This is a genomic window from Bradyrhizobium nitroreducens (genome assembly GCF_002776695.1).
GTDB lineage: Bacteria > Pseudomonadota > Alphaproteobacteria > Rhizobiales > Xanthobacteraceae > Bradyrhizobium > Bradyrhizobium nitroreducens.
Window position 1 is genome coordinate 639,750 of record NZ_LFJC01000003.1, and the last position, 22,303, is coordinate 662,052.

22 protein-coding genes are annotated in these 22,303 nt (G+C 65.2%); 14 read left to right on the plus strand and 8 right to left on the minus strand.

Translation table 11 applies throughout. The features are described from left to right. The first annotated feature begins 205 nt into the window (after positions 1-205). The 7 genes from TSA1_RS03305 to TSA1_RS03335 all read left to right on the plus strand — a co-directional run bounded on the left by TSA1_RS03305 (position 206) and on the right by TSA1_RS03335 (position 5,942). Positions 206-574, plus strand: a complete 369-nt coding sequence (locus TSA1_RS03305) for a hypothetical protein (RefSeq protein ID WP_100175094.1) — start codon at positions 206-208, stop codon at positions 572-574. A 117-nt stretch (positions 575-691) separates the two neighbouring features. After that, entirely contained in the window at positions 692-1,096 is a 405-nt protein-coding gene (hisE, locus tag TSA1_RS03310; RefSeq protein ID WP_100175095.1) for a phosphoribosyl-ATP diphosphatase, read from the plus strand. A 45-nt stretch (positions 1,097-1,141) separates the two neighbouring features. Next, positions 1,142-1,744 carry a YqaA family protein gene (locus TSA1_RS03315; RefSeq protein ID WP_174718732.1) on the plus strand — a complete coding sequence of 201 codons (603 nt, stop codon included), beginning with the start codon at positions 1,142-1,144 and terminating at the stop codon, positions 1,742-1,744. 213 nt (positions 1,745-1,957) lie between these two features. Further along, positions 1,958-2,497 carry a hypothetical protein gene (locus tag TSA1_RS03320; RefSeq protein WP_100175096.1) on the plus strand — a complete coding sequence of 180 codons (540 nt, stop codon included), beginning with the start codon at positions 1,958-1,960 and terminating at the stop codon, positions 2,495-2,497. Between the two features lie 37 nt (positions 2,498-2,534). Beyond that, complete coding sequence (locus TSA1_RS03325) at positions 2,535-3,935, plus strand: aspartate ammonia-lyase (protein ID WP_100175097.1); 1,401 nt, start codon at positions 2,535-2,537, stop codon at positions 3,933-3,935. A 253-nt stretch (positions 3,936-4,188) separates the two neighbouring features. Continuing rightward, positions 4,189-5,157, plus strand: coding sequence for an NAD(P)H-dependent flavin oxidoreductase (locus TSA1_RS03330; protein ID WP_100175098.1), 969 nt, complete (start codon positions 4,189-4,191; stop codon positions 5,155-5,157). Positions 5,158-5,168: 11 nt separating this feature from the next. After that, the gene (locus tag TSA1_RS03335; protein WP_100175099.1) at positions 5,169-5,942 is read left to right on the plus strand and encodes a thioesterase family protein; all 774 of its coding nucleotides are present in this window, start codon (positions 5,169-5,171) and stop codon (positions 5,940-5,942) included. A 344-nt stretch (positions 5,943-6,286) separates the two neighbouring features. Here TSA1_RS03335 and TSA1_RS03340 read toward each other — a convergent pair whose 3' ends face one another. Beyond that, positions 6,287-7,849 carry an AMP-binding protein gene (locus TSA1_RS03340; RefSeq protein WP_100175100.1) on the minus strand — a complete coding sequence of 521 codons (1,563 nt, stop codon included), beginning with the start codon at positions 7,847-7,849 and terminating at the stop codon, positions 6,287-6,289. 125 nt (positions 7,850-7,974) lie between these two features. On the opposite strand from TSA1_RS03340, the gene TSA1_RS03345 reads away from it, so the two are divergent. The 4 genes from TSA1_RS03345 (at position 7,975) to TSA1_RS03360 (ending at position 11,002) form a co-directional block, all read left to right on the plus strand. Beyond that, positions 7,975-8,949, plus strand: a complete 975-nt coding sequence (locus TSA1_RS03345; RefSeq protein ID WP_174718733.1) for an NAD(P)H-dependent flavin oxidoreductase — start codon at positions 7,975-7,977, stop codon at positions 8,947-8,949. A gap of 141 nt (positions 8,950-9,090) precedes the next feature. Continuing rightward, positions 9,091-9,339: a hypothetical protein gene (locus TSA1_RS03350; protein WP_100175101.1), complete on the plus strand. Its 249-nt coding sequence runs from the start codon at positions 9,091-9,093 to the stop codon at positions 9,337-9,339. A gap of 136 nt (positions 9,340-9,475) precedes the next feature. Further along, positions 9,476-10,207: a hypothetical protein gene (locus tag TSA1_RS03355; RefSeq protein WP_174718734.1), complete on the plus strand. Its 732-nt coding sequence runs from the start codon at positions 9,476-9,478 to the stop codon at positions 10,205-10,207. A gap of 87 nt (positions 10,208-10,294) precedes the next feature. Next, positions 10,295-11,002 carry a hypothetical protein gene (locus tag TSA1_RS03360; RefSeq protein WP_100175102.1) on the plus strand — a complete coding sequence of 236 codons (708 nt, stop codon included), beginning with the start codon at positions 10,295-10,297 and terminating at the stop codon, positions 11,000-11,002. 61 nt (positions 11,003-11,063) lie between these two features. Here the strand turns inward: TSA1_RS03360 and TSA1_RS03365 are convergent, their stop codons facing one another. After that, positions 11,064-12,635, minus strand: coding sequence for a winged helix-turn-helix domain-containing tetratricopeptide repeat protein (locus tag TSA1_RS03365; protein WP_100175103.1), 1,572 nt, complete (start codon positions 12,633-12,635; stop codon positions 11,064-11,066). Positions 12,636-13,150: 515 nt separating this feature from the next. Here TSA1_RS03365 and pcaB point away from each other — a divergent pair. Continuing rightward, positions 13,151-14,512 carry a 3-carboxy-cis,cis-muconate cycloisomerase gene (gene pcaB / locus TSA1_RS03370; RefSeq protein WP_100175104.1) on the plus strand — a complete coding sequence of 454 codons (1,362 nt, stop codon included), beginning with the start codon at positions 13,151-13,153 and terminating at the stop codon, positions 14,510-14,512. A 112-nt stretch (positions 14,513-14,624) separates the two neighbouring features. Continuing rightward, complete coding sequence (locus TSA1_RS03375; protein WP_100175105.1) at positions 14,625-15,881, plus strand: aminopeptidase; 1,257 nt, start codon at positions 14,625-14,627, stop codon at positions 15,879-15,881. Positions 15,882-15,967: 86 nt separating this feature from the next. Here the strand turns inward: TSA1_RS03375 and TSA1_RS03380 are convergent, their stop codons facing one another. Next, complete coding sequence (locus TSA1_RS03380; RefSeq protein ID WP_174718735.1) at positions 15,968-16,522, minus strand: hypothetical protein; 555 nt, start codon at positions 16,520-16,522, stop codon at positions 15,968-15,970. 236 nt (positions 16,523-16,758) lie between these two features. Between TSA1_RS03380 and TSA1_RS03385 the strand changes: the two genes are divergently transcribed. After that, positions 16,759-17,214, plus strand: a complete 456-nt coding sequence (locus tag TSA1_RS03385) for a cupin domain-containing protein (RefSeq protein ID WP_100175107.1) — start codon at positions 16,759-16,761, stop codon at positions 17,212-17,214. A gap of 80 nt (positions 17,215-17,294) precedes the next feature. On the opposite strand, the gene TSA1_RS03390 is transcribed toward TSA1_RS03385, so the two are convergent. The 5 genes from TSA1_RS03390 to TSA1_RS03410 form a co-directional block, all read right to left on the minus strand. Further along, a complete protein-coding gene (locus tag TSA1_RS03390) occupies positions 17,295-18,347 on the minus strand; it encodes an amidohydrolase family protein (protein WP_100175108.1) in 1,053 nt (350 codons plus the stop codon). A gap of 162 nt (positions 18,348-18,509) precedes the next feature. Then, a complete protein-coding gene (locus TSA1_RS03395; RefSeq protein ID WP_174718736.1) occupies positions 18,510-19,031 on the minus strand; it encodes a hypothetical protein in 522 nt (173 codons plus the stop codon). Between the two features lie 65 nt (positions 19,032-19,096). Continuing rightward, positions 19,097-19,909, minus strand: a complete 813-nt coding sequence (locus TSA1_RS03400) for an MBL fold metallo-hydrolase (RefSeq protein WP_100175110.1) — start codon at positions 19,907-19,909, stop codon at positions 19,097-19,099. Positions 19,910-20,000: 91 nt separating this feature from the next. After that, a complete protein-coding gene (locus tag TSA1_RS03405) occupies positions 20,001-21,530 on the minus strand; it encodes a permease (RefSeq protein WP_100175111.1) in 1,530 nt (509 codons plus the stop codon). Next, positions 21,527-22,276, minus strand: a complete 750-nt coding sequence (locus tag TSA1_RS03410; protein ID WP_174719269.1) for an ABC transporter ATP-binding protein — start codon at positions 22,274-22,276, stop codon at positions 21,527-21,529. The genes TSA1_RS03405 and TSA1_RS03410 overlap by 4 nt, the downstream gene beginning before the upstream one ends. Positions 22,277-22,303 lie beyond the last annotated feature (27 nt).

A 22,303-nucleotide genomic window follows, 5' to 3' on the forward strand; every position in this document is an offset into this window, starting at 1 on the left:
GTTGTGGTTTGGTGACGCTCGCAGCGCCGGCTGGCGATTAGTCTCTCCCTGCCAACATGAACGGAGCATGAGCGGCGGTTGCGTCACGATCACGCAACCCTGTTCAGCTTGTGTTGGGGTTGGGGAACCCAACATGGGGCTGCGTGCTTGAAAGACATGAGCCTGTCTGCAGGCACCATTCGAGGTCCCAAGGAGGGTCCAGGAGATGTTTGACAGCCTTTCGAAGTTTGCCGGCCGCAAGGCCGTTCTTGCCACTGCCGCGGTGTTGGCGTTGACCGCGGTTGCCCCTACCGCTTCCTATGCGGGCGGTCGCCACTGGCACGGCGGTGGAGGCGGCGCGGCCGCAGCTGCGGCTTTCGCGGCCATCGGCACTGGTCTTGCCATCGCCGCGACCCGCGATTCCTACGCCTATGACTACGGTCCGGGCTACGGCTATTACGGCGGTCCCGCCTATTACAGCGGCCCGGCCTACGGCCCCTATTACGGACCGGGCCCGAACTACCAGTATCAGCGCTATGGCGGCACCGCTCCGTCCGAGGCGTGCGGCCAGGGATATTACCAGAACTGCTACTAACTGCGGCAGCTCGGATTAACCGGGACAGGCCGTCGCGCTTGCCGCGTCGGCCTGTTTTCTGCTTTTATTGCCGTGCGTTAACACGCTCGCCATTTGTTTAGAGTAGTTTTGAGTATCATGAGTGATTCGCTTGAGCGGCTATATCTGGCTGTGCTCGCGGCCAGAGATCTTGATCCGGCAACATCGCGTACGGCCCGGCTGTTTCAGCGCGGGCCCTCCAAAATGGCAAAGAAGCTCGCCGAAGAGGCCATCGAGGTCGTGATCGATGCCGTCAATGGCGACACCGACGCCGTCATCCGCGAAAGCGCCGATCTGTTGTACAATCTCACCGTACTCTGGGCCTCTGCCGGCGTGCGCCCCGAGGACGTCTGGCGCGAGATGACAAGGCGGGAAGACATGCTCGGCATCGCCGAGAAGCTGCCGAAATCGTCGATGAAGCTGTCCAAGGTCGCGTCACCGCGGGTGGCCGCCAGGCGGCCAATTGTCGCGCTCGAGGGCCGCGCCGCGCGCAAGCGCCACTAGAAGTGTCATAATTCGCCTCAATCTCGGCATGGACAAATCCGTCCCATGGTGCTTCATCGCGGCGCCATGCTGAAACGTATCTACGACTGGTGCATCGACGCCGCCCACAAGCCCTATGCGCTCTGGATCATGGGCATCGTGTCTTTCGCCGAAAGCTCCTTCTTTCCGGTCCCGCCGGATGTCATGCTGATCCCGATGTCCCTGGCGCGCCCGCAGCGTGCCTGGCTCTATGCAGCCGTCTGTACCGTGACCTCGGTGCTCGGCGGGGTTCTCGGCTACGCCATCGGCGCGCTGCTCTATGACTCGCTGGGTCATTGGCTGATCCAGCTCTACGGGCTCGGCGATCAGGTCGACGGATTCCGTGCCAAATACGCCGAATGGGGCGCGGTGATCATCCTGCTCAAGGGGCTGACGCCGATCCCATACAAGCTCGTCACCATCACCTCGGGCTTTGCCGGCTACAATCTGCTTTTGTTCGTCCTGTTCTCGGTCGTCGCGCGCGGCGGGCGCTTCTTCATCGTCGCGATCCTGCTCAACCGCTATGGCGACTGGATCCGCGTCAAGATCGAGAAGCATCTCGGTCTTGTGGTGGCGGTCGGTGCTGCGGCACTGGTGCTGGGCTTCGTCATCGCGATCAAATTGATCTAGCTAGAGCGTTTTCGAGCGAAGTGGACACCGGTTCGCGTGAAGAAAACGCGTCAAAACAAGAATATAGAGCTTCGGTTCTGATTCAATCAGAACCGAAAATGCTCTTGAGCATGATCCGGAAGAGTGCGAAGCGGTTTTCCGAGAAGATCATGCTTAATCAGTAGACTCCAAGGCGGCTTTGCCGTCGGGCCGGCTTCGGCTACGGTTGCCATCATGATGGTTCGATCCGGCAATCCGGCGGCGCGGCTGGGGACGCTGATGTCAGCGGCGCTGCTGCTCCTGCTCGCCGCGGGCGGGACGGCTTGGCCGCAATCCGCGCCTCCGACGCTTGGCCTGCAGGATCAGGGGCCGCAGGCAGCTCCGCCGCCGTCGACACCCGATCCTTCGGCGCCGCCGGCGCGCGAGGAAAATCCCGGGCTGATCAATGAAATGGGCAAGCTGTTCGACAAGCTGCCCTCGATCCTGCCGCCGATCAAAAGTCCCAGCGAGACCATGAACGACCTGTCGCGGCTGGCCAAGCCCTCGACCATGGTGTCGGGGCGGGTGGCCTGTCCGGCCTCGTCGAACGGCGCCCCCGACTGCAAGCACGCCGCCGACCAGCTCTGCCAGAGCAAGGGCTATAAGGAAGGCAAGAGCCTGAACGCAGACTCCGCCGAGAAATGCTCGGCCAAGGTCCTGATCCCGGGCCGGCAACGCAAACCGGACGACTGCCGCACCGACACTTTCGTGACAAGCGCGCTGTGCCAGAACTGACGTGACCTCGCCGCGCGCGAGCAACTAAGGAGCGCCCATGAGCCGCACGGAGCAGGACTTCCTCGGACAGCGTGAGATCGCCGACGACATCTATTACGGCGTCCAGACCATCCGGGGTAAGGAGAACTTCCACATCACCGGCATTCCGATGAACCAGGAGCCTTACTTCGTGAAGGCGCTCGGTTACGTCAAGAAGGCCGCCGCCATGGCCAATCGCGACCTCGGGGCGATCGACGCCAAGGTCGCCGACGCGATCATCCTGGGATGCGATCGCGTCATCGCCGGCGACATGATGGATCAGTTCGTCACCGACTTCATCCAGGGCGGCGCCGGCACCTCCACCAACATGAACGCCAACGAGGTGATCGCGAACCTCGCGCTGGAATCGCTGGGTTTCAAGAAGGGCGAGTACCAGCATGTCAGCCCGAACGATCATGTGAATTATGGCCAGTCGACCAATGACACCTATCCGACCGCGTTTCGCCTCGCGCTGATCCTGCGGCTCGAGAGCTACATGACCGCACTGCGCCAGCTCCAGGAGGCTTTCTTCACCAAGGGGCGTGAGTTCGACCGCGTGCTGAAGATGGGCCGCACGCATCTCCAGGATGCCGTGCCGATGTCGCTGGGGGCCGAATTCCGGGGATGGGGCACCACGATCGGTGAGGAGGTGGACCGCATCTCGGAAGCGCGGGCGCTGCTGCGCGAGATCAATCTCGGCGCCACCGCGATCGGTACCTCCGTGACCGCGGCCGTCGGCTATCCCAAGCTCGCGGTCCGGCATTTGAGCGCACTCACCGGCGTCGATTTCATCCTCGCCGGCGATCTCGTCGAGGCGACCTCGGACACCGGGGCCTATGTGCAGCTCTCGGGTGTCCTGAAGCGCACGGCGAGCAAGCTGACGAAGATCTGCAACGACATCCGCCTGCTCGCCTCCGGCCCGCGCGCCGGCTTCAACGAGATCAACCTGCCGCAGCTTCAGCCGGGCTCCTCGATCATGCCGGGCAAGGTCAACCCCGTGATCCCCGAGGTCGTCAACCAGACCAGCTTCCTCGTCATCGGCCTCGACACCACGGTGACGCTCGCCGCCAGCGCCGGCCAGCTCCAGCTCAACGTGATGGAGCCGGTGATCTCGTTCGCGCTGTTCTTCTCGATCCGCACCATGGAGCGCGCGGTCAACAGCCTGCGCGAGAATTGCGTCGTCGGCATCACCGCCAACGAGGAGCACACCCGCAACATGGTGCTGAACTCGCTCGGCATCGTCACGGTGCTGAAGCCGCTGCTCGGCTACAAGCAATGCGCCGAGATCGCGCGCGAGGGCTACAAGAGCGGCAAGTCGCTGCACCAGATCGTGGTGGTCGAGCGCAAGCTGCTGACGCAGGAGAAGTGGGACGAGATGTTCTCGTTCGAGCGGCTGATCAATCCGGATCTGATCGGGTAGGCGTTCGCTGTCATTCCGGGGGGCGCGCGAAGCGCGAGCCCGGAATCCATTTCGCCGCGCGCGCTGACGCACGATGGATTCCGGGTTCGACGCTGCGCGTCGCCCCGGAATGACAGCAGAGGAATTCCGTTCCTTGGAATTGCGGCAGCCGCCTCCCCACGGCGTGCAAACGCAATACTTGACAGTGGAAAGATTGCCTTGTTGGTATGGTGCCCAACCTGCCATCGACCCGCCAACAGAGGATCGTTTCGCAATGTCCATGCCTGCCTTGTTCAAAGGGCGCCTGTCGATCCCCGTGATCGGCTCGCCGCTCTTCATCATCTCGGTGCCCGATCTCGTGATCGCGCAGTGCAAGGCGGGTGTGGTCGGCTCGTTTCCGGCGCTGAACGCGCGGCCGCCGGAGCTGCTCGACGAATGGCTGGCACGCATCACCGAGGAGCTCGCGGCCTATGACCGCGCCCATCCCGAGCGGCCGTCGGCGCCGTTCGCGGTCAACCAGATCGTGCACAAGTCGAACAACCGGCTCGACCACGACATGCAGCTCTGCGCCAAGTACAAGGTGCCGATGGTCATCTCCTCGCTCGGTGCGCGTGAGGAGCTGAACCAGGCCGTGCACGGCTGGGGCGGCATCGTCTTCCACGACGTCATCAACCAGAAATTCGCGCACAAGGCGATCGAGAAGGGCGCCGACGGCCTGATCCTGGTCGCGGCCGGCGCCGGCGGCCATGCCGGCACCATCTCCCCGCTCGCCTTCGTCGCGGAGACGCGGAAGTGGTTCGACGGCCCGATCGCGCTGTCGGGCGCGATCGGCAACGGCAAGGCGATCCGTGCGGCGCGCATCCTAGGGGCCGACTTCGCCTATATCGGCTCGGCTTTCATCGCGACCAAGGAGGCCAACGCGGTCGAGAAGTACAAGGAGATGATCGCGGGCTCGACGGCCGACGACATCGTCTATTCCAACCTCTTCACCGGCGTGCACGGCAACTATCTGAAGCCCTCGATCCTCGCCGCCGGCATGGATCCGGAGAATCTTCCGACCTCCGATCCGTCCAAGATGAACTTCGGCACCGACGCCTCCGGCGAACGCGCCAAGCCGAAGGCCTGGAAGGAGATCTGGGGCTCGGGCCAGGGCATCGGCAGCATCGACAAAGTCGTCCCCGCCGCAGAACTGATCGCGCGCTTCAAGAAGGAATATGACGAGGCGATCGATCCCCCGTTGTGAGGGCAGTCGATATGCCCCCCATCTACCGCGTCGAGGGCAATAGCGTCGTCACCAGCCCGGATGCCGCCGGTCCCTGGGACAGGCGCATGCAGCACGGCTCGGCGCCGGCATCGCTGGTGACGTGGGCGGCCGAGCGCATTCCGACGCCTGCTCCGATGGACATCGCGCGCGTCACCATCGATCTGATGCGCCCGGTGCCGGTGGCGCCGCTCACGATTGCGAGCGAAGTGCTGCGCGAGGGCCGCAAGATCCAGCTCTGCGAGATCAAGCTGCTCGCCGACGGCGTGCAGGTCGTCGGCGCCACCGTGCTCAAGGTGAGGCGCCAGGTGCAGGCGCTGCCGGACGAGGTCAAGGAGCTGCCGGTCACGTTGCCGTCGCCTGAGGACTCCCTGATCGAGGACGGTCACGCCGCCACCAGCCCATTCGTGCGTTCGGTCTCGATGCGCGCCGCGCGCGGCCGCTTCGGTCAGGCCGGTGCCGGCGCGATCTGGTTTCGCGTCGATCATCCGCTCATCGAAGGCGAAGCGATCTCGCAGGCCATGCGCGCCGTGGTCGCGGCCGATTTCTCCAACGGTACCGCCTCGACGCTCGATTTCCGCGCCTGGACCTACATCAATGCTGATCTCACCGTGAGCTTCGCGCGCCAGCCTGTCGGCGAGTGGATTTTGCTCGACGGCGACTCCTGGATCGGTCCCGATGGCGCAGGCCTTGCGATGTCGCGGCTGGCGGACCGGCAGGGCTATTTCGGCCGCGCGGTGCAGAGCCTCGTGATCGAGAAGCGGTGAGTGTGACGCAAGCGTCGCTCTTCGGGTTGGCTTGAACGGCAGGCTTCCGCCGCCGCGGAAGGGATACTTGGCTGCGAGCTCTTGCTCGACGCACGCATCCTGCCAGTTCACACTCCGTAGAAGATCTTGATCTCCCACAGCACCACGATGATAGCCGTGATCAACGTGACCGCGGCGACTGCACTTTCCAGGGAAGCGACTCTCATCTTACTCTCCGCTTCCCAGCCCCATCAGCGGTCTAGGTGATTCCCCGATTCGCCGGCAATCGCGCGGGGCTCGGCGGCGTGCACTCCGTCGCGCGTTGTGGTGCCGGGGCCACAACGGCCCCGTAGAATCCCGGGTACCTACCCCACCATGCGGTCCCGACCGCTCCAGAAGCCCGCGCGCAGCACCTTCTTGTCGACCTTGCCGACGCCGGTCATGGGCAGCTGCTTGACGAACTGGATCTGCTTGGGCGCATGGGCCGAGCCTTTCCGGGTCTTGACCAGATTGATCAGCTCGTCCGGATCGGGCCTTGCGCCCTCGCGCGGCACGACGATGGCGGTGACGGCTTCGCCCCATTTCTCGTCGGGAATGCCGACGACCGCGACCATCGCGACATCGGCGTGCTGCGACAGCACGTCCTCGACCTCGCGCGGGAAGATGTTGAAGCCGCCCGAGACGATCATGTCCTTCTTGCGGTCGAGGATGAACACGTAGCCGCGCTCATCCTGGCGCGCGATGTCGCCGGTGTGCACCCAGCCGTTCTTCAGCGTCTCGGCGGTGATGTCGGGCCGCTTCCAGTACTCCGCCATCACATGCGGGGCGCGCACGCAGATCTCGCCGGCCTCGCCCGTCTTCACTTCCCGGTCGTTGTCGTCGAGGATCCTGACCTCGCAGGCTGCGATCGGGAAGCCGCAGGACAAGAACAGCTCCGGCTGTTTGGGATCGTGATCCGCCTTGCGCAGCACCGAGACCGGATAGCATTCGGTCTGGCCGTAGAGCTGCGAGAACACTGGTCCGATGCGCTCGATGCCTTCGACCAGCCGGCTCGGCGACATCGCCGACGCCCCGTAGAGCACCAGCTCGAGCGAGGACAGGTCGGTCTTGTCAAGCGCCGGATGATCGAGCAGCACATAGATCATGGTCGGCACGAACAGCGTGAAGTTGATGCGCTCGCGCGCGATCGTGGCCAGCACGGCGTCGGGATCGAAACCCCTCAGCATGTGCACGGTGCCGCCGCGCATCAGGGTCGGCAGCACCTTCGTGCCGGCAACGTGGCTGATCGGCGCGACGGTGAGATAGCATGCCGCGTCGGGGATCTCGAAATCGGCCAGGATCGCGGCGGCGGCTCCGGCATTCTCGCGGTGATAGCGCAGCGCACCCTTGGATTTGCCTGTCGTGCCGCCGGTGTAGTTCAGTGTGGACAGATCGTCGGCGCCGGCGAGGCACACCGGGCTGGCGTGTCCTGTGCTGTCGACGGCCGCGAGCAGATCGACACCATAGCCGGCCGGCCCCATCGTGAAGACCGCCTTAAGCCGGCTCGCCCTCGCGGAGAGCTCGCCGCCGCGGTCGCGGAAGGCGGCCGCATCGACCACCAGCATCTCGGCCTCGGAGTCCTCGAGTTGGAACAGCTGGTCCTCCAGCGATCCCAACGGATGCAGCCAGGTGATGCAGAGCCGCGACAATTGCGCGGCGACGCCGGCGCACCAGGTGTCGGCGCGGTTCGCGGTGAGGAAGGCGACGCGCGCGCCCGTCTGCAATCCGAGCCGCATGAACACGCCCTGGATGCGTCCGATCAGGTCGATCGTGCCTTGATAGCTCAGCGATCCCTCGGGCCAAGCGAAAGCGGTACGGCCGGGATAGCGCGACAGTGCCCGCAGCGTCTGCGCGCAAGTCGGGGACGATGCGTGGAGCGGATCGGACATATGTTTCCTCGTTGCTTTGTAACCGGCTTCTGACGTGCCAATGTTGCCGACGACGCTAGCACAGAGACTGCGGGAGGAAACGACAAAGCCCGCGCGAGGGAGGCATGCGTGACGAGGAGATTTGCATGACATCCGATCGACTGCAACGCTTCGGCGATCGTCTCGCTCTGCCGCTGATCGCAGCGCCGATGTTCCTGGTGTCGGGCGTCGAGCTCATGGTCGCCGCCTGCCGGAGCGGGGTGATCGGCAGCTTCCCCACCGCGAATTGCCGCAGCACGGACCAGCTCGACGAATGGCTCATCGCGATCGAGACGAGGCTGCGTCAGCACGAGGACCAGACCGGCCGCAAGGCCGCGCCGCTCTGTCCGAACCTGATCGTGCACCGCTCGAACGCACGGCTCGAGCAGGATCTCGCAATGCTGCTGCGACACAAGCCGGAGATCGTCATCACGTCGGTGGGCTCACCGGCGCCGGTGTTGAAGCCGCTGCATGATGCAGGCGCGCTGGTGCTGGCGGACGTCGCTTCGATCCGCCACGCCGAGCGCGCGGCGGAAGCAGGTGCCGACGGGCTGGTGCTGCTCACCGCGGGTGCGGGCGGGCAGACCGGCTGGCTCAACCCGTTCGCCTTCGTCCGTGCGGTGCGCGCGTTCTACGACGGCATCATCGTCCTCGCGGGCGGCATCAGCGACGGCCGTGCGCTGCACGCGGCCGAAGTGCTCGGCTGCGATCTCGCCTATATGGGCACCAAGTTCATTGCGACGCGTGAGAGCGCGGCGGATGAACGTTACAAGCGGATGCTGGTCGAGAGCACTGCCGACGATATTCTTCTCACCACTGCGTTCACCGGCCTGCAGACCAGCATGCTCAGGCCCTCGATCGTGGCCGCCGGGCTCGACCCCGACGATTTGCCAGCGCGCGGCGCGATCAACATTGCTGAAGATATCGACGTCGCCGCGCGCGAGAATCGGCCGAAGCGCTGGCGCGATATCTGGAGCGGCGGACACTCCACCTCCGGGGTCACCGAGGTGCTCGCCGTCGACGATCTCGTGGCGCGGACGGTGGCCGAATATCGAGAGGCGAGCGTGCGCCTCTCTCCGTAGGATTGCGGAAAGGGCCGGGACGGGTTGCCCCGATCACAGTTAATCGAGCGCCTGCTCGAAATGCCCCACTTAACGGTGGATTAACCAACGCCCGCCAAGAATCCCCTCACGGCCGCCAATCAGGACCGAGAGGGACAGGCGATGGACTTCGATTATCTCAACAGCAAGACAGCCGCGACCTTGGACGAAATCCGCATCCGCGTCGCCCATGCGCTGGCCCGTCACCCGCTGTGCCGCAACGTGCGCTTTGACATTGTCAGCGTTCCCCGTACCCGCCGGGGCGGCAACTGGACAGTGACCCTGCAATCGGTCGAGCCGCGCGCGGTGTGGGAGGCCTCGGAGATCGTCTCGGACATCCAGGACGCCTACGATCTGGCCGCAGCCGCCTGATTTCGTTGGCTTTTTGCGCCGCGTGTCGTTGCAGGCATGCTGATTGTCGCAACGAAGGCACACTCAAGCCTTAATTCGTTCCTTTTTCACGGGCAACGTTGACAAACTCGTGAAGCGGCGGTTCCCGGAGAGACGTTTGTCCAAAGCCATCACCATCGTTGTGTTGACCTGCTTCCTTGTCCTCGGCGCTGCCACCACTGCCATCCTTGGCCGCGACAGCGTGCCCAGCGTCAGCGAAGAGATGATGTCGCAGGCGCCTCCGGCGAAGCCCCTTGCAACCAATCGCGCCGCCAAGGCCGACCGTCTGGTCCCGACCCTTGCCCTGGCTTCGGCCGCGATCGAGCCGGTCCAGGTGCCGGCCGACCGGCTTTCGCAGGCGCCCGTGCTGGCCGAGCCGCTGCGTCAGGCCTTCGCCGCCGCCACCCCGACCGATTTCCCGATGCCCAAGGAGCCGTTGAAGGCCGCGCCGGCGGTGTCCGAAGCGCCCGCCGCGGCTGAGGTTCCCGCCGTCGAAGTTCCGGCCAAGCCGAAGGTTGTGGCCAAGCCGCAGCCGCAGAAACATTATACCTTGCTGTCCGACGCACAGATCTCCGGCATCAGGGATCGCCTGAAGCTGTCCTCGTCGCAGGAATATTACTGGCCTTCGGTCGAGACCGCCCTGCGCAACGTCGTCCGCAAGATTTCGGCCAACAAGCTCTCCAATCCGAACGCGCCGCCCAGCGCGCAGATCGATCCGAATTGCGACGAGGTCCAGCAGTTGAAGTCGGCCGCAATGCCGCTGCTGTTCCAACTGCGTGACGATCAGAAGGAAGAAGTGCGCAAGCTCGCCCGCCTGATCGGGCTCGAGAAGGTCGCGCAGCAGATCTGACGCGGCGGTTTCCTCCGGGAACCGCTCCTGCATCAGGAACATCTGGCAATCAACGTGCGTTGCTCGCTCCAAAGAGGGAGTGGATCAATGCGCGCCTCGACAGCCTATTTCGTCGGTGCCGGAACCATCATCGCAGCCATCGCCATTGGTCTCGGCGGTGGCATCGTCGCCGGCAACATCATGAATCCGGTCGCGTCCAAACAGGGCCCCGACACCAGCAAGGTGGCGCAGCGCGCCGCATCCGCTGGCGCGCCGGCAGCGACCAACGCGCCCTCGGAACGCGTCAATTATCTCACCGGCACGCAAGTCTTCGGCGCGATCGCTGCGACGCCGGCGCAGGCCGAAGCAAAGCCTGATACGCAGCCCGCCCAGGCGAATGCCGAACCGACAGCGCCCCCGCCTTCACAAGCTGCCGCGGTCGAGCCGCCCAAAGAACAGTCCAGGGAACAGACGAAGGAACAATCCAGGCCGGCAGTCGCATCGTTACCGAAAGCCGCAAAACCTGCCGAGCAGCAGGCTTCGACCGATCCGGTCTCTTCACCTGACAACGCCTATGCCAAGGCGAAAGATTCCGACGTGAAGCGCGCTGCGTCGGAGCGGCGACGGATGGAGCGTCGCGAGCGCTGGACGGAGCGCCGCCACTACGATTCCCGCGAGCAGCGCGGTATGCGTGACCGCACCGACTGGGACGACGTCGCGCGCAACATCCGCGAAGATACCGAGGCGCGCGATTACGCCAGCCGGCCGCGCGGCGGCTTCCCGCAGATCAGGCTGTTCGGGCCCGACGACGATTAGCGCTTGGCCCCGCGATCGTGGCCGTCATGAGGGAAGGCGCGCGCTCATTGTCGCGCCGCCGTCACCTCATTCCCGCGCGCCGCAATCCTTCCAGATAATGCGAACGATCCTCGTCGCGCAGCATCGGCAGCTCGCGCGTGATCCAGGCGAGCGAGACCTCGGGCTGGGCGCGGCGCAGACCTTCCAAGGCGGACGCTGCGAGCGCCGGATCTCCCGACATCCCGGCCGCCGCCGTCAGCACGCGGTGCGCGCCGACGAAATCGCCGCGCTGCCGCATCGACTCCCGCGCCATCTGCACGGCTCCCTCGTAGTCGCGGCCGACGAAGCGGGCATAGGCCGCAACCCCGCAATAGATCGCCGCGAGCGGGTCGCGCGGGCTCAGCCGCAGCGCACGGCGCGCGGCGGCATCGCCATCCTGCCACCGTCCGGCGTAGCACAGTGTCACGCCGTAAAAGGCATGCGCCATCGCGAAGTTCGGATTGAGTCGCAAGACCAGCTCGAATTCGGCCAGCGCGTCGTCGAAGCGGCGGCGGAACAGATAGGCGTAGGCGAGGCCGTGATGGGCGAAGGCGTCCTCGCGATCGGCCTCCACGGCAGCAAGCGCCGCGCGCTCGGCAACCGGCACGGTCGCAGCCATGTCGGCCCAGCCCATATGCGCGCCGAAGATGTGGCTGGTTGCGAGCAGGCCCAGCGCCTTGCCGTAGGCGGGATCGATCGCGACGGCCTTTTCGAGCAGCGCTTGCGCGACGGCGTTGTCCTCGCGCGTGATGCGCCAGTGATGCGATAATGCGCGCATCACGAGGTCCCAGGCGTCGAGACTCCCCGGCGGCTTCTGCTGGGCGCGAAAGCTTTCGGCGGCATAGAGCTGCGGCTCGATCGCGGCGACGATCGCCTCGGTGATCTCGTCCTGCACGGCGAAGATGTCAGCGAGCTCGCGGTCGTAACGCTCGGCCCAGAGATGGCTGCCGGTCGAGACGTCGTTGAGCTGGGCCGAGATGCGCACCCGCTCGCCGCTCCGCCGCACGCTGCCTTCCACCACGTAGCGTACGCCGAGCTCGCGCGCGACCTCGCTGATGTGCACGGCGCGGCCCTTGTAGACGAAGGATGAGTTGCGCGCGATGACGAAGAACCAGCGCAGCTTCGACAGCGCCGTGATGATGTCCTCGCTGATGCCGTCGGAGAAATAGTCCTGCCCGGCCTCGCCGCTCATATTGGTGAATGGCAGCACGGCGATCGCAGGCCGCTCGGGAAGCGTGAGCGCCGCGCTCTGCACCCATGCGGTGCGGCCGGCTGTCGGCGCGGTCGCTTCACCCGTCGCGCCATCCTTGGCCTCGACATCGCCGACGAAGCGAAACCCCTTGCGGGCGATGGTGCGGATCAGCGCCTGGCTGGCGCCGCTGTCGCCGACCGCCTTGCGCGCCGCGTTGATCCGGCTGGTCAGGGTGGATTCGGAGACGCTGCGTCCGTGCCAGATCTTGTCGATCAACTCGTCCTTGCTGACCACCCGGTCGCGGTTCTGCATGAGGTGGACGACGAGATCGAAAACCTGCGGCTCCACGGCAATTGGAACCTGCTCGCGGCTCAGCTCGCGCCGGTCGGTATCGAGAAGATGGTCCCGGAACAGAAACTGCACGTCGAAAACTCGGGCCTCATGACGAAACAGGCAGGCAATGCGACAAAATGAAATTTGGGTCGAAAACAATGGGTCTGCCGAGAGGGATGCTTGGTTCACTGCGATTGCGTGAGGGCAGCCATGGAGAGAATGCAACCATGACGAGCGCCGGTTTCAGGCCCGCGGATGGAATGTAGCCCGGATGAGCGAAGCGACATCCGCGACGGGGCGCCCCGCTACGCAGACGCCGCTCCGTCATTGCGATGCAATCATCCGTCATCCTGAGGTGCGAGACACGCGGCGCAAAGCGCTGCGTGGAGAGCCTCGAAGGATGAACGGCGCACGATGCGCCCGGGCTGCGCATCCTTCGAGGCCTTCGCTTCGCTCCGGCACCTCAGGATGACGCTCCATGAAGAGACGCAAGCCGCAATGTCGGCGGGACGAATGTGTGGCGAAACTGCGAATGTCCATTGCCGAGCTGCACGGCCTGCGTAAGCTATCGCCCACACAGAACATCAACCATAAAGAAACGCCCCATGCCCGCCTTCCCAGCCTCCACCACCGTGCTCGATTCCATGCTGTTCCGCGACGCCTTCGGCACGCCCGGGATGCGGGAGGTGTTCTCCGACGTCGCGCTGGTCGCGCGCTATGCCGAGGTCGAGGTGGCGCTGGCGAAGGCGGAGGCGAAGTGTGGTGTGATCCCGCAGGAGGCGGCCGAGGCGATCGCGGCACGGACGGACGTTTCCGCGCTCGATTTCGATCTGCTCAGGCAGGAGACAGACATCGTCGGCTACCCCATCCTGCCCTTGGTGCATCAGATGGTGAAGCAGTGCGGCGAGGCCGGCCGCTACGTGCATTGGGGCGCGACCACGCAGGACATCATGGATACCGCCGTGGTGCTGCAATTGCGCGCCGCGCTGGAGATCGTCGAACGCGACATCGCCGAGCTGCGTCGGATCCTCGTTGATCTCTCGAAACGCCATCGTGACACGCCGATGGCGGGCCGCACCCACCTCCAGCAGGCGTTGCCGGTCACCTTCGGCTACAAGACCGCGATCTGGCTCGCCATGTTCGATCGTCACGCCGAGCGGCTGGCGCAGTTGAAGCCGCGGGTGCTGGTCGGCCAGTTCGCCGGCGCTGCCGGTACGCTGGCCTCGCTCGGCGACAAGGGCTTCGAGGTGCAGGAGGCCCTGTGCGCCGAGCTGAAGCTCGGCGTTCCCGCATCGACCTGGCATGTCGCACGCGACGGGTTCGCCGAAGCCGTGAACTTTCTCGCACTCGTCACCGGCTCGCTCGGCAAGATCGCGCTCGACATCATGATCATGGCCTCGACCGAGTTCGCCGAGGTCTACGAGCCGTTCGTCAAGGGGCGCGGCGCCTCCTCGACCATGCCGCAGAAGCGCAACCCGATCTCGTCGGAGCTGATGCTGGCGGCGTCCAAGGCGGTGCGCCAGCACGCCGGCCTGATGCTGGATGCGATGGTGCAGGATTTCGAGCGCGCCACGGGTCCCTGGCACGCCGAATGGATGGCGATTCCCGAAAGCTTCGTGCTGACTGCCGGCGCGCTGCACCAGGCGAAGTTCGCACTCGCGGGCCTCATCGTGGACGAGGCGAGGATGAGCGACAACCTCGCCATCAGCCGCGGCCTGATCGTGGCCGAAGCAGTCATGATGGGGCTCGCGCCGCAGCTCGGGCGGCAGGAGGCCCACGACGTGGTCTATGACGCCTGCCGTCAGGCCAACGAGAAGGGCACGAGCCTGGCCGATGCGCTGTCCGCGGACGCGCGGATCACGAGCCGCATCGATCGTGCCACAATCGAGGCGCTGACCTCACCGAAAAATTACCTCGGGCTCGCGCCCGCCATGGTCGACCGGGTGCTGAAATCGGCAACGCGTTGAAAACCAAAATGCGCAAAACTGCGTATCTTCTCGGTGTCGCAAGGTGCTCGCGCACTTGCGCCTCGTGATGCTAGACTTAGATTGAACGAGAGACTTCGGCAGAGGACCCCGCATGACCGATCACCGCAATTCCACCGCTCCCATCGATCCCGTAAAGCTCGACCGGCTGGCCGAGGTGGCGGTGAAGGTGGGCCTGGGCTTGCGGCCGGGACAGGATCTGCTTCTGACGGCGCCTGCGATCGCTCTGCCGCTGGTGCGGCGGATCGCCGTGCATGCCTACAAGGCCGGTGCCGGTATCGTGACGCCGATCCTGTCGGACGAGGAGATGACGCTGGCGCGCTATCGCCACGGCCACGACAACAGCTTCGATCGCGCCGCCAACTGGCTCTACGAGGGCATGGCCAAGGCGTTCTCGGACAACACCGCGCGGCTCGCCATCGTCGGCGACAATCCGATGCTGTTGTCGGGCGAGGATCCTTCCAAGGTGGCGCGCGCCAGCAAGGCCAACTCGATGGCTTACCAGCCGGCGCTGGAGAAGATCGTCAATTTCGACACCAACTGGAATATCATTGCCTATCCCAGCCCGTCCTGGGCGAAGCAGGTGTTCCCCAACGATCCCGAGGACATTGCGGTCGGCAAGCTCGCGGACGCGATCTTCGCGGCTTCGCGCGTCGACCGCGAGGACGCAATGGGCAATTGGGCGAGCCACAATGCGGTGCTGCGCGAGCGCACCAACTGGCTCAACGGCCAGCGCTTTCGCGCCCTGCAGTACAGCGGCCCAGGCACCGACCTCACCATCGGTCTCGCCGACGGCCATGAATGGGAGGGCGGTGCCTCGCTCTCGAAGAACGGCATCAGCTGCAACGCCAATATCCCGACCGAAGAGGTCTTCACCACGCCGCATTGCCGCCGCGTCTACGGCCATGTCGTAAGCTCGAAGCCGCTGTCCTACCAGGGCACGCTGATCGACAACATCGCGGTGCGCTTCGAGGACGGCAAGATCGTGGACGCCAAGGCCTCGCGCGGCGCGGAGGTGCTGAACAAGGTGCTCGACACCGACGAGGGCGCGCGTCGGCTCGGCGAAGTGGCGCTGGTGCCGCATTCCTCGCCGATCTCGCAAAGCGGGCTGTTGTTCTACAACACGCTGTTCGACGAGAACGCGGCGTCTCACATCGCGCTAGGCCAGTGCTATTCGAAATGCTTCGTCAACGGCGCGCAGCTCACCCCGCAGCAGATCGCCGCACAAGGCGGCAACCAGAGCCTGATCCATATCGACTGGATGATCGGCTCGGCCGAGACCGACATCGACGGCATCCTGCCCGACGGCAGCAAGGTCCCCGTGTTCCGCAAGGGCGAGTGGGTGAAGTAACGCCGCTGCCAGTCATGCCCGGGCCGGGACAAGCCCGGCCGTGACGGTGCAAGCACATAAAATCCATGTGCGATCGTCGAGTGCGTTCACGCCGCCGCGTTGCGCAGGATTGGATTGTTGTCGATGCTGAAGCGGTTGAACAGCGTCGTGAACGGGCTGCCGTCGGTGGCCCGTACGATGGCGTCGGAAGCCGCAATCGCCTCGTAGAGCGCGGCGACTGGATCGTCCGCCTCGCCCAGGTCGAGGCGCTTGCGGATCTCCTCGCGCGCCTCGTTGATGTCGTCCTCGTCCTCGAGCGTCGCCTCCAGCGCCTCCGCCGCGCGCCGCATCTCCTGGAGGTCGCCGCCGCCTGAAAATTTGAGGATGTCGAGCCAATAGGGGCGGGTAACGACCAGCTGGATGAATGCCTCGAAACTGTCCGCGACGATGCCTGCGCGGCCCTCCGATGAGACGTAGAGCACATCCTGCGACGGTAGCAGGACGAACGCGCCGCCGTTGCCGTCGCTGCCGATCTGCCGGGGATTCTCGACGCCGTCGATGGTGAACCAGGGCTCCTCGTCCGGCACGAAGGAGACATCGAGACTGGCGAGCCGGGCGAGGACCGCGCGATCGGCTGTCACAACCTCGGGCGTGAGGGGCATCGGCATGGCTCCGTTGTGGTGCTTCCGCGCACTTTGTCGCACCCCAGAAAGGATGGGTTCATGTGCGCGATTTTGCAGGGAAATCGCGACGTTAACCGCGTTGGGCCTGCAACTTCCGGCTGATTTTCGAGGCCCGCGTAAGAAAGAATTAAAAACAGGTGACTAGCGTTCCCGCCATCTTCGAAACAATCCGGGCCGAGACCCGGCCATACTTATTATATCCCCTGGGGAAAAAGATGTCGCGCTCATTGATTGAAATCGGTAGTTGCAATGTGGACCTCGAGTTGCGGCCGATCGAGCCGTCCTGGATCATCGAGGGCAACCCGGTATCGCGCTCCCACATCCTGTCCACCAGCGCCGACGGCACCGCCTCGACCATCATCTGGCACTGCACCGAAGGGCGCTTCAACTGGTACTACGATATCGACGAGACGATCATGATCATGGAAGGATCGATCGTGCTCGAAAGCGAGGGCATGCCGCCGAAGCGCTACGGCCCCGGCGACGTCATCTTCTTCCGCGACGGCGCGCATGCCAAATGGCATGTCGAAGGCTACGTCAAGAAGATCGCCTTCTGCCGCAAGACCAATCCCGTGATGATCGGCTTCCTGATCCGGGTCGTGAACAAGCTCAAGAAGACCTTCGCCTTTACCGGTGAGCGCCGTCCGGCCTCGCTGATGGGCGCCGGCTAGAGCTCTCATAAGGTTTGAAGGACGCTTCCCAGCGGCCACGACGAAGAGGGGGCGGGATCACATCCCGGCCCCTTTTCTCGTCATGACGGCAGCTCGAGCCGGTAGACATCCGTTGCGGTCTGCGAGAACAGGGCCGTCTTTTCGGCCTCGCTCAGCGGCGCGGCGATCCGCTTGAAAGCGTTGAAGATCACCTGGTAGCTGCACTGGCCCTTGTCCGGCGGGAAATTGCTCTCGAACATCGCGCGCCTGGGCCCGAACGCCTCGATGCAGGTCTCGACATAGGGCCGCCACGCTGCGGCGAGCTCCTCCGACGATGGCGGCCTCTCGCGCAAATGGAAGTCGTAGCCGAGCAGGCACATCGCGAGCCCGCCGAGCTTCACCACCACGTTCTCGCATTTGGCGATGTCCTGGATCGAGGCGCGCCATTGTCGAAACACCTCCTCGCGCCGTCCTGCGAAGCGACCTATCCCGGCGGGGCCGCCGCAATGGTCGAGCACGATCCTGGTGTCGGGGAAGGCGCGCGCCAGCGCGGCGAGCTCACCGATCTGCGGATGGAACAGCCAGGCATCGAAGCTGAGGTTCAGCGGCGCGAGGCAGGCAAATCCCTTGCGGAAGGCCGCGTCCTGCAACAGTCCCTTCGGCCGGCTCGCATACATGCCGGCGACGACGGGGTCCTCGTCCCAGGCCGAGGAATGCCTGATGCCGCGGAAGCGGCCGTTGCCGGCCGCGATCTGGGCCTCCAGCACGCCCTTTGCGACGTCGCCGAGCAACAGATTGGCGTGGCTGACAATGCCGGCGCAGATCGCGGCCTTGCCGTAGCCACCGCTCGCGCTCATCGCGGCGACGCCGTTGGCGAACTCGACCTCGCCGACGGGCCGGAATGCTTCCGGCCCGTGCGCGCGATACATCGAGCGACAGTCGACATAGACGGTCGCGATCACGTTGTGGCCGGAGGCGATATCGTCGGCCATCTCCTCGATCAGATAGCGGTGCCTGCGATTCCACAGATGATGATGGGGATCGACGATCGGCCGCGCGGGATCAATGATCTCCTCCTGATGCAGCGCGAGCCAGTCCTCGCGCGGCTCGACGAACAGCCCGCTCGTGTTGGCGGGCACACTGCTTGCAGCCATCGACGTTCGCTCCCTCATGTTATTGTGAGGGGAGCTTAGCACCTCGTTCTCACGCACAGCAGCGCGCGTTGTTCAGAGCACCATAGCAGCGGCGAAGGAGGTGCACTCCCTCCCCCGCTTGCGGGGGAGGTTGCAACGAGCCCGGAGCTGGCACGGTCGATCTTAGTTCTTCCGCCGCTTCGCCTTCACATGGACCACCAACCGCCAATCTGCCGCTGCGACAGGCTTGACCTCGCCGAGCCAATGGAAGGAATCTTCGGTGATCTCCGCAAAACTCCAGCGCGTCAGTTCGCCGGTCTCGGTCGATCCCTCCTGCACGATGTCCTGCCCACGTGGCCGGCCGATCTGCTGGCGGAACACGCAGCGCGCGGGATCGAACCAGCAGATCCGCCACGCGGACATGGTGGGATCGTAGACCCGCAATGTCGTGCCGTACCAATTGCCGGCGATTGGAAAGGCCGGCGCGCCCGCGGGCCGTGGAATGATCCAGACGTCCTGGACGGCACGGCCCTCCAGCACCCAGCCGAAATGGATTTCGCCGGGCGCGATGTGTTTCGTTCCGTCGGGCCCATGGGCGGTGATCTCGGCATCCCAGTCGCCGACGAAGCGGCCGTAAAGCTGCAGGGCCGCGGCGTGCTCCGCATTCGGACCATCGGCGTGCAACAATCGCGCAAAATCAGACATGTCGATCTCCTCTCGTGAGGAGATCTGCACCGCCGGGCAGCAGAAGGCTTGGAGAAAATTGCGCCTCAGACCCCGTTGAGGATGATCACCGTCGGCTTCGACGGCAGTGCATCCCGCGACATCCGGAAAGACCGTCCGGTGCGGCGGTCGATCTCGAACTCTTGGCCGATCCGCTGCATGAAGTCGTCGAGCGGGGTGGCGAAGCGGTGCATCGGCAGCACCACCGAGGCGCGCAGGCGCTTGGTGATCTCGGAGATGCCGCCCAGCGACATGGTGTAGGTGCCGTCGATCGGCACCATCACGATATCGAGCCGCCCGATCTGGGCGAAATGGCTGTCGTCGAGCTTGTGGTGGAGGTGGCCGAGATGGCCGATGCAGAGGCCCGCGACCTCGAAGATGAAGATCGAATTGCCGTCGCGGATCATGTCGGCGCCGGCATCGTCGCCGAAATAGCGGCGGATGTCGGTGGTGACGTTGCGGATGAAGGTGTCACTGATGCGCTCCGACACGATCGCCGGCCTGCCGTCATCGCTCCAGCCGTGCAGCACGTGGGGAATGCGTTTGTCGGGAAACAGCGAGTAGTGCGTGCTATGGGCCCGGTTCATGGTCACGACGTCGGGGAGCCGTCCCACCTGATAAGCGCCGCTGTAATCGGTCGCAATGCGGAGGCCGCCGGGCGTGTCGATGAAATAAGTGGAGTGGCCGGCATAGGTGATCTCGACCTCGGCCGCGGTCGCCGCCTGCCGGAATGCCACGGGCATGGCCCGCGGAGCCGCGTTAGCCATCGCCAGGCATTCGCTGCGCTGAGGCTGCTGGGCGAGGGCAGGGGTCAGGAATGCGCCGCACAGCGCCAGAGCCGCCGAAACCAGTCGCCGCATGGATCCGTCCCCGATGACTTCACGACGAAGTCTAGCGTGCAATGCAGCGCCTCGCCAATGGGGTGGGATCAACAGCGCGTCAGTGTCGCACCTATGGCTCGCGCCTAGGGCTGAATTTCCAGGTGATCGCAACGAGGCTTGCGGTGATCAGGCCGCAGATGAGGCCGGCGATCGGCAGCGCGAGCAGCAGCGCGGCGCTGGCGGCCCAGCCGATCGAGGAGAAGGCTTCGGCGAAGGTCGCCAGCCGCGACGAGGTCTGGCGGCGGCGGAATTGGCTGCGCCGGGCCTGGACCCGGAACCAGAGCTGGATCGCGGTCGCGGAGGCCGCGCTGACGATGATCGCGGCGGCGCTGACCGCGGCCTGGTAAGGCGAAGCGAAAGCGAGCGCGGCAACCAGCGGGCAGAAGATGACGGTGATCGCGATCAGCACCACCTCGATCTTGGCGCGGATGACGCCTGACGGCGTCAGCGGCGCGGTCGCGACCAGGTCGGGGGCGTCCTCGCCCGAGATCGTCAGCCAGGCCAGTCCGCCGGCGAGCTGTCCGGCCGCCATCACGATGACGGGTGTGATCAGCGTCAGCGCCGCGGAGCTGTCGGCAAAATTGCGCCAGAGCAGCAGGGCCGGCGGCACCAGATAGAGCAGCTGCATCAGGGTCTGCGAGATCAGCCAGGGATCGCGCCAGAGCAGCGAGAATTCCTTGCGCCGTAGCGCCTGCTGCCGCGAGCCCGTGCGGAACGGCCGCTCCTTTGCCCGCCTGCTGCCGGGGATGCCATAGGGAGCGGCATCGATCGCGGTGTCGGCGAAGCGGTGCGAGAACATCGCCATGACGCTTCCGAGCAGCACCAGGGCGAGAGCCAGGAGCAGCAGCAGCGCCTCGCTGTCGCCCATCACCGCCCGCGCCGGCCCCCACCAGATGCTGTCGATATCGGGGGCATGGGCGGCCACGGTGCCGGAGGTCAAAATGGTGAAGCGCGACAGCGTGCCGTAGGACATGATCGCGGCGACCTGGAGCGCGATCACGAAGCCGGCGCCGATGATCGCCGCGAGGATCTGGGCAATCAGGCGCGTCCGCGCCGGGCCGATCAGGCGAAACAACAGGATGGTGACGGCGATCGCGATCGCCGCGGCCGACAGGCCCATCGCGACCACCACCCCGAACGCCGCGAGCCAGCGCGCACCCCCGCCGATCACCAGCACGTCGATGAAGGGCGTCGAGAACAGCACCGCGATCGCGGTGACGGACAGCGCGATCGCGGCAATGCGGACGGAGAACAGATTGGCCAGTGTCGCCGGCGAGGACATGATCAGGTCGAGATCGGCGCGGGCGTAGAACACCCGCGTTACCGATTCGATCGCCTGCGACAGCATCAAGGTCCAGGCCAGAAAGATCGTCGCCGAGATCACGATCAGCGTGGATTTGTCGAGCGGCAGTCGCAGGTCGGCGAAACGGCCGATCACCGCCCAGGCCGGCAAATGCAGCAGCGCGGCGAAGCAGATGAGGCCGATGATGGCGGCGCGCGTCCGCTTGCGCCGCCCGCCGGTCATCATGGCGAACCATTCGCGCCAGGCGAGCCGGAGCTCGTGGCGGGCAAACCAGGACAGCGCGGTTGCCGAGCTCATGCGGCTTCCGGAAGCGTCACCAGCGCGATGAAGAGATCCTCCAGGCTGGTATCGGCATGGCCGTTCTGCTGGCGCAATTCGGTCAGCGTGCCTTCGGCGACGAGGCGGCCCGAGGCGATCACGCCGATGCGGTCGGCCATGCGCTCGGCCACTTCGAGAATATGCGTGGTCATGATGACCGTGCAGCCGGCGCGGACGCGCATCCCAAGCAGGCCCTTCACGTGTCGGGCGGAAACCGCATCGAGCCCGGTCAGCGGCTCGTCGAGGATGATGAGGCGGGGATCGTGCACCAGCGCGCCCGCGAGCGCCACCTTCTGGCGCATGCCCTTGGAAAAGCCCTCGCAGCGTTCGTGACGGTGCGGCGCGAGGCCGAGCGACTCCAGCAGGTCCTGCGCGACCGGCTGCGAGACCGACGGCGCGATGCCCCACAGGCCGGCGACGAATTCGAGATATTCGAGCGGGGTCAGCTTGTCGTAGATCATTGGCTCGTCGGAGACCCACGCCATCACCTGCTTGGCGGCAACAGGGCTCTGGAGCGCATCGATGCCGAAGATCGAGACCGCGCCGCCGTCGGGGCGTAAGAGGCCCGCAACCATGCGCAGAGTCGTGGTCTTGCCGGCGCCGTTGGGGCCGACCAGGGCATAGAATTCACCGGCGTGAATGGTGAGATCGAGGCTGTCGACCGCCAAGCGGTCAAAACGCTTCGTTAACCCCTTAACTTCCAGCGCGGAGCTGTCCGGCTTCATGACGGCCACACCATCCGGTTTTGCATC

Coding starts and splice junctions, on each gene's coding strand:
- TSA1_RS03305 (WP_100175094.1), top strand. CDS start 206: ATGTTTGACAGCCTTTCGAAGTTTGCCGGCCGCAAGGCCGTTCTTGCC.
- hisE (WP_100175095.1), top strand. CDS start 692: ATGAGTGATTCGCTTGAGCGGCTATATCTGGCTGTGCTCGCGGCCAGA.
- TSA1_RS03315 (WP_174718732.1), top strand. CDS start 1,142: ATGGTGCTTCATCGCGGCGCCATGCTGAAACGTATCTACGACTGGTGC.
- TSA1_RS03320 (WP_100175096.1), top strand. CDS start 1,958: ATGATGGTTCGATCCGGCAATCCGGCGGCGCGGCTGGGGACGCTGATG.
- TSA1_RS03325 (WP_100175097.1), top strand. CDS start 2,535: ATGAGCCGCACGGAGCAGGACTTCCTCGGACAGCGTGAGATCGCCGAC.
- TSA1_RS03330 (WP_100175098.1), top strand. CDS start 4,189: ATGTCCATGCCTGCCTTGTTCAAAGGGCGCCTGTCGATCCCCGTGATC.
- TSA1_RS03335 (WP_100175099.1), top strand. CDS start 5,169: ATGCCCCCCATCTACCGCGTCGAGGGCAATAGCGTCGTCACCAGCCCG.
- TSA1_RS03340 (WP_100175100.1), bottom strand. CDS start 7,849: ATGTCCGATCCGCTCCACGCATCGTCCCCGACTTGCGCGCAGACGCTG.
- TSA1_RS03345 (WP_174718733.1), top strand. CDS start 7,975: ATGACATCCGATCGACTGCAACGCTTCGGCGATCGTCTCGCTCTGCCG.
- TSA1_RS03350 (WP_100175101.1), top strand. CDS start 9,091: ATGGACTTCGATTATCTCAACAGCAAGACAGCCGCGACCTTGGACGAA.
- TSA1_RS03360 (WP_100175102.1), top strand. CDS start 10,295: ATGCGCGCCTCGACAGCCTATTTCGTCGGTGCCGGAACCATCATCGCA.
- pcaB (WP_100175104.1), top strand. CDS start 13,151: ATGCCCGCCTTCCCAGCCTCCACCACCGTGCTCGATTCCATGCTGTTC.
- TSA1_RS03375 (WP_100175105.1), top strand. CDS start 14,625: ATGACCGATCACCGCAATTCCACCGCTCCCATCGATCCCGTAAAGCTC.
- TSA1_RS03380 (WP_174718735.1), bottom strand. CDS start 16,522: ATGCCCCTCACGCCCGAGGTTGTGACAGCCGATCGCGCGGTCCTCGCC.
- TSA1_RS03385 (WP_100175107.1), top strand. CDS start 16,759: ATGTCGCGCTCATTGATTGAAATCGGTAGTTGCAATGTGGACCTCGAG.
- TSA1_RS03390 (WP_100175108.1), bottom strand. CDS start 18,347: ATGGCTGCAAGCAGTGTGCCCGCCAACACGAGCGGGCTGTTCGTCGAG.
- TSA1_RS03395 (WP_174718736.1), bottom strand. CDS start 19,031: ATGTCTGATTTTGCGCGATTGTTGCACGCCGATGGTCCGAATGCGGAG.
- TSA1_RS03400 (WP_100175110.1), bottom strand. CDS start 19,909: ATGCGGCGACTGGTTTCGGCGGCTCTGGCGCTGTGCGGCGCATTCCTG.
- TSA1_RS03405 (WP_100175111.1), bottom strand. CDS start 21,530: ATGAGCTCGGCAACCGCGCTGTCCTGGTTTGCCCGCCACGAGCTCCGG.
- TSA1_RS03410 (WP_174719269.1), bottom strand. CDS start 22,276: ATGAAGCCGGACAGCTCCGCGCTGGAAGTTAAGGGGTTAACGAAGCGT.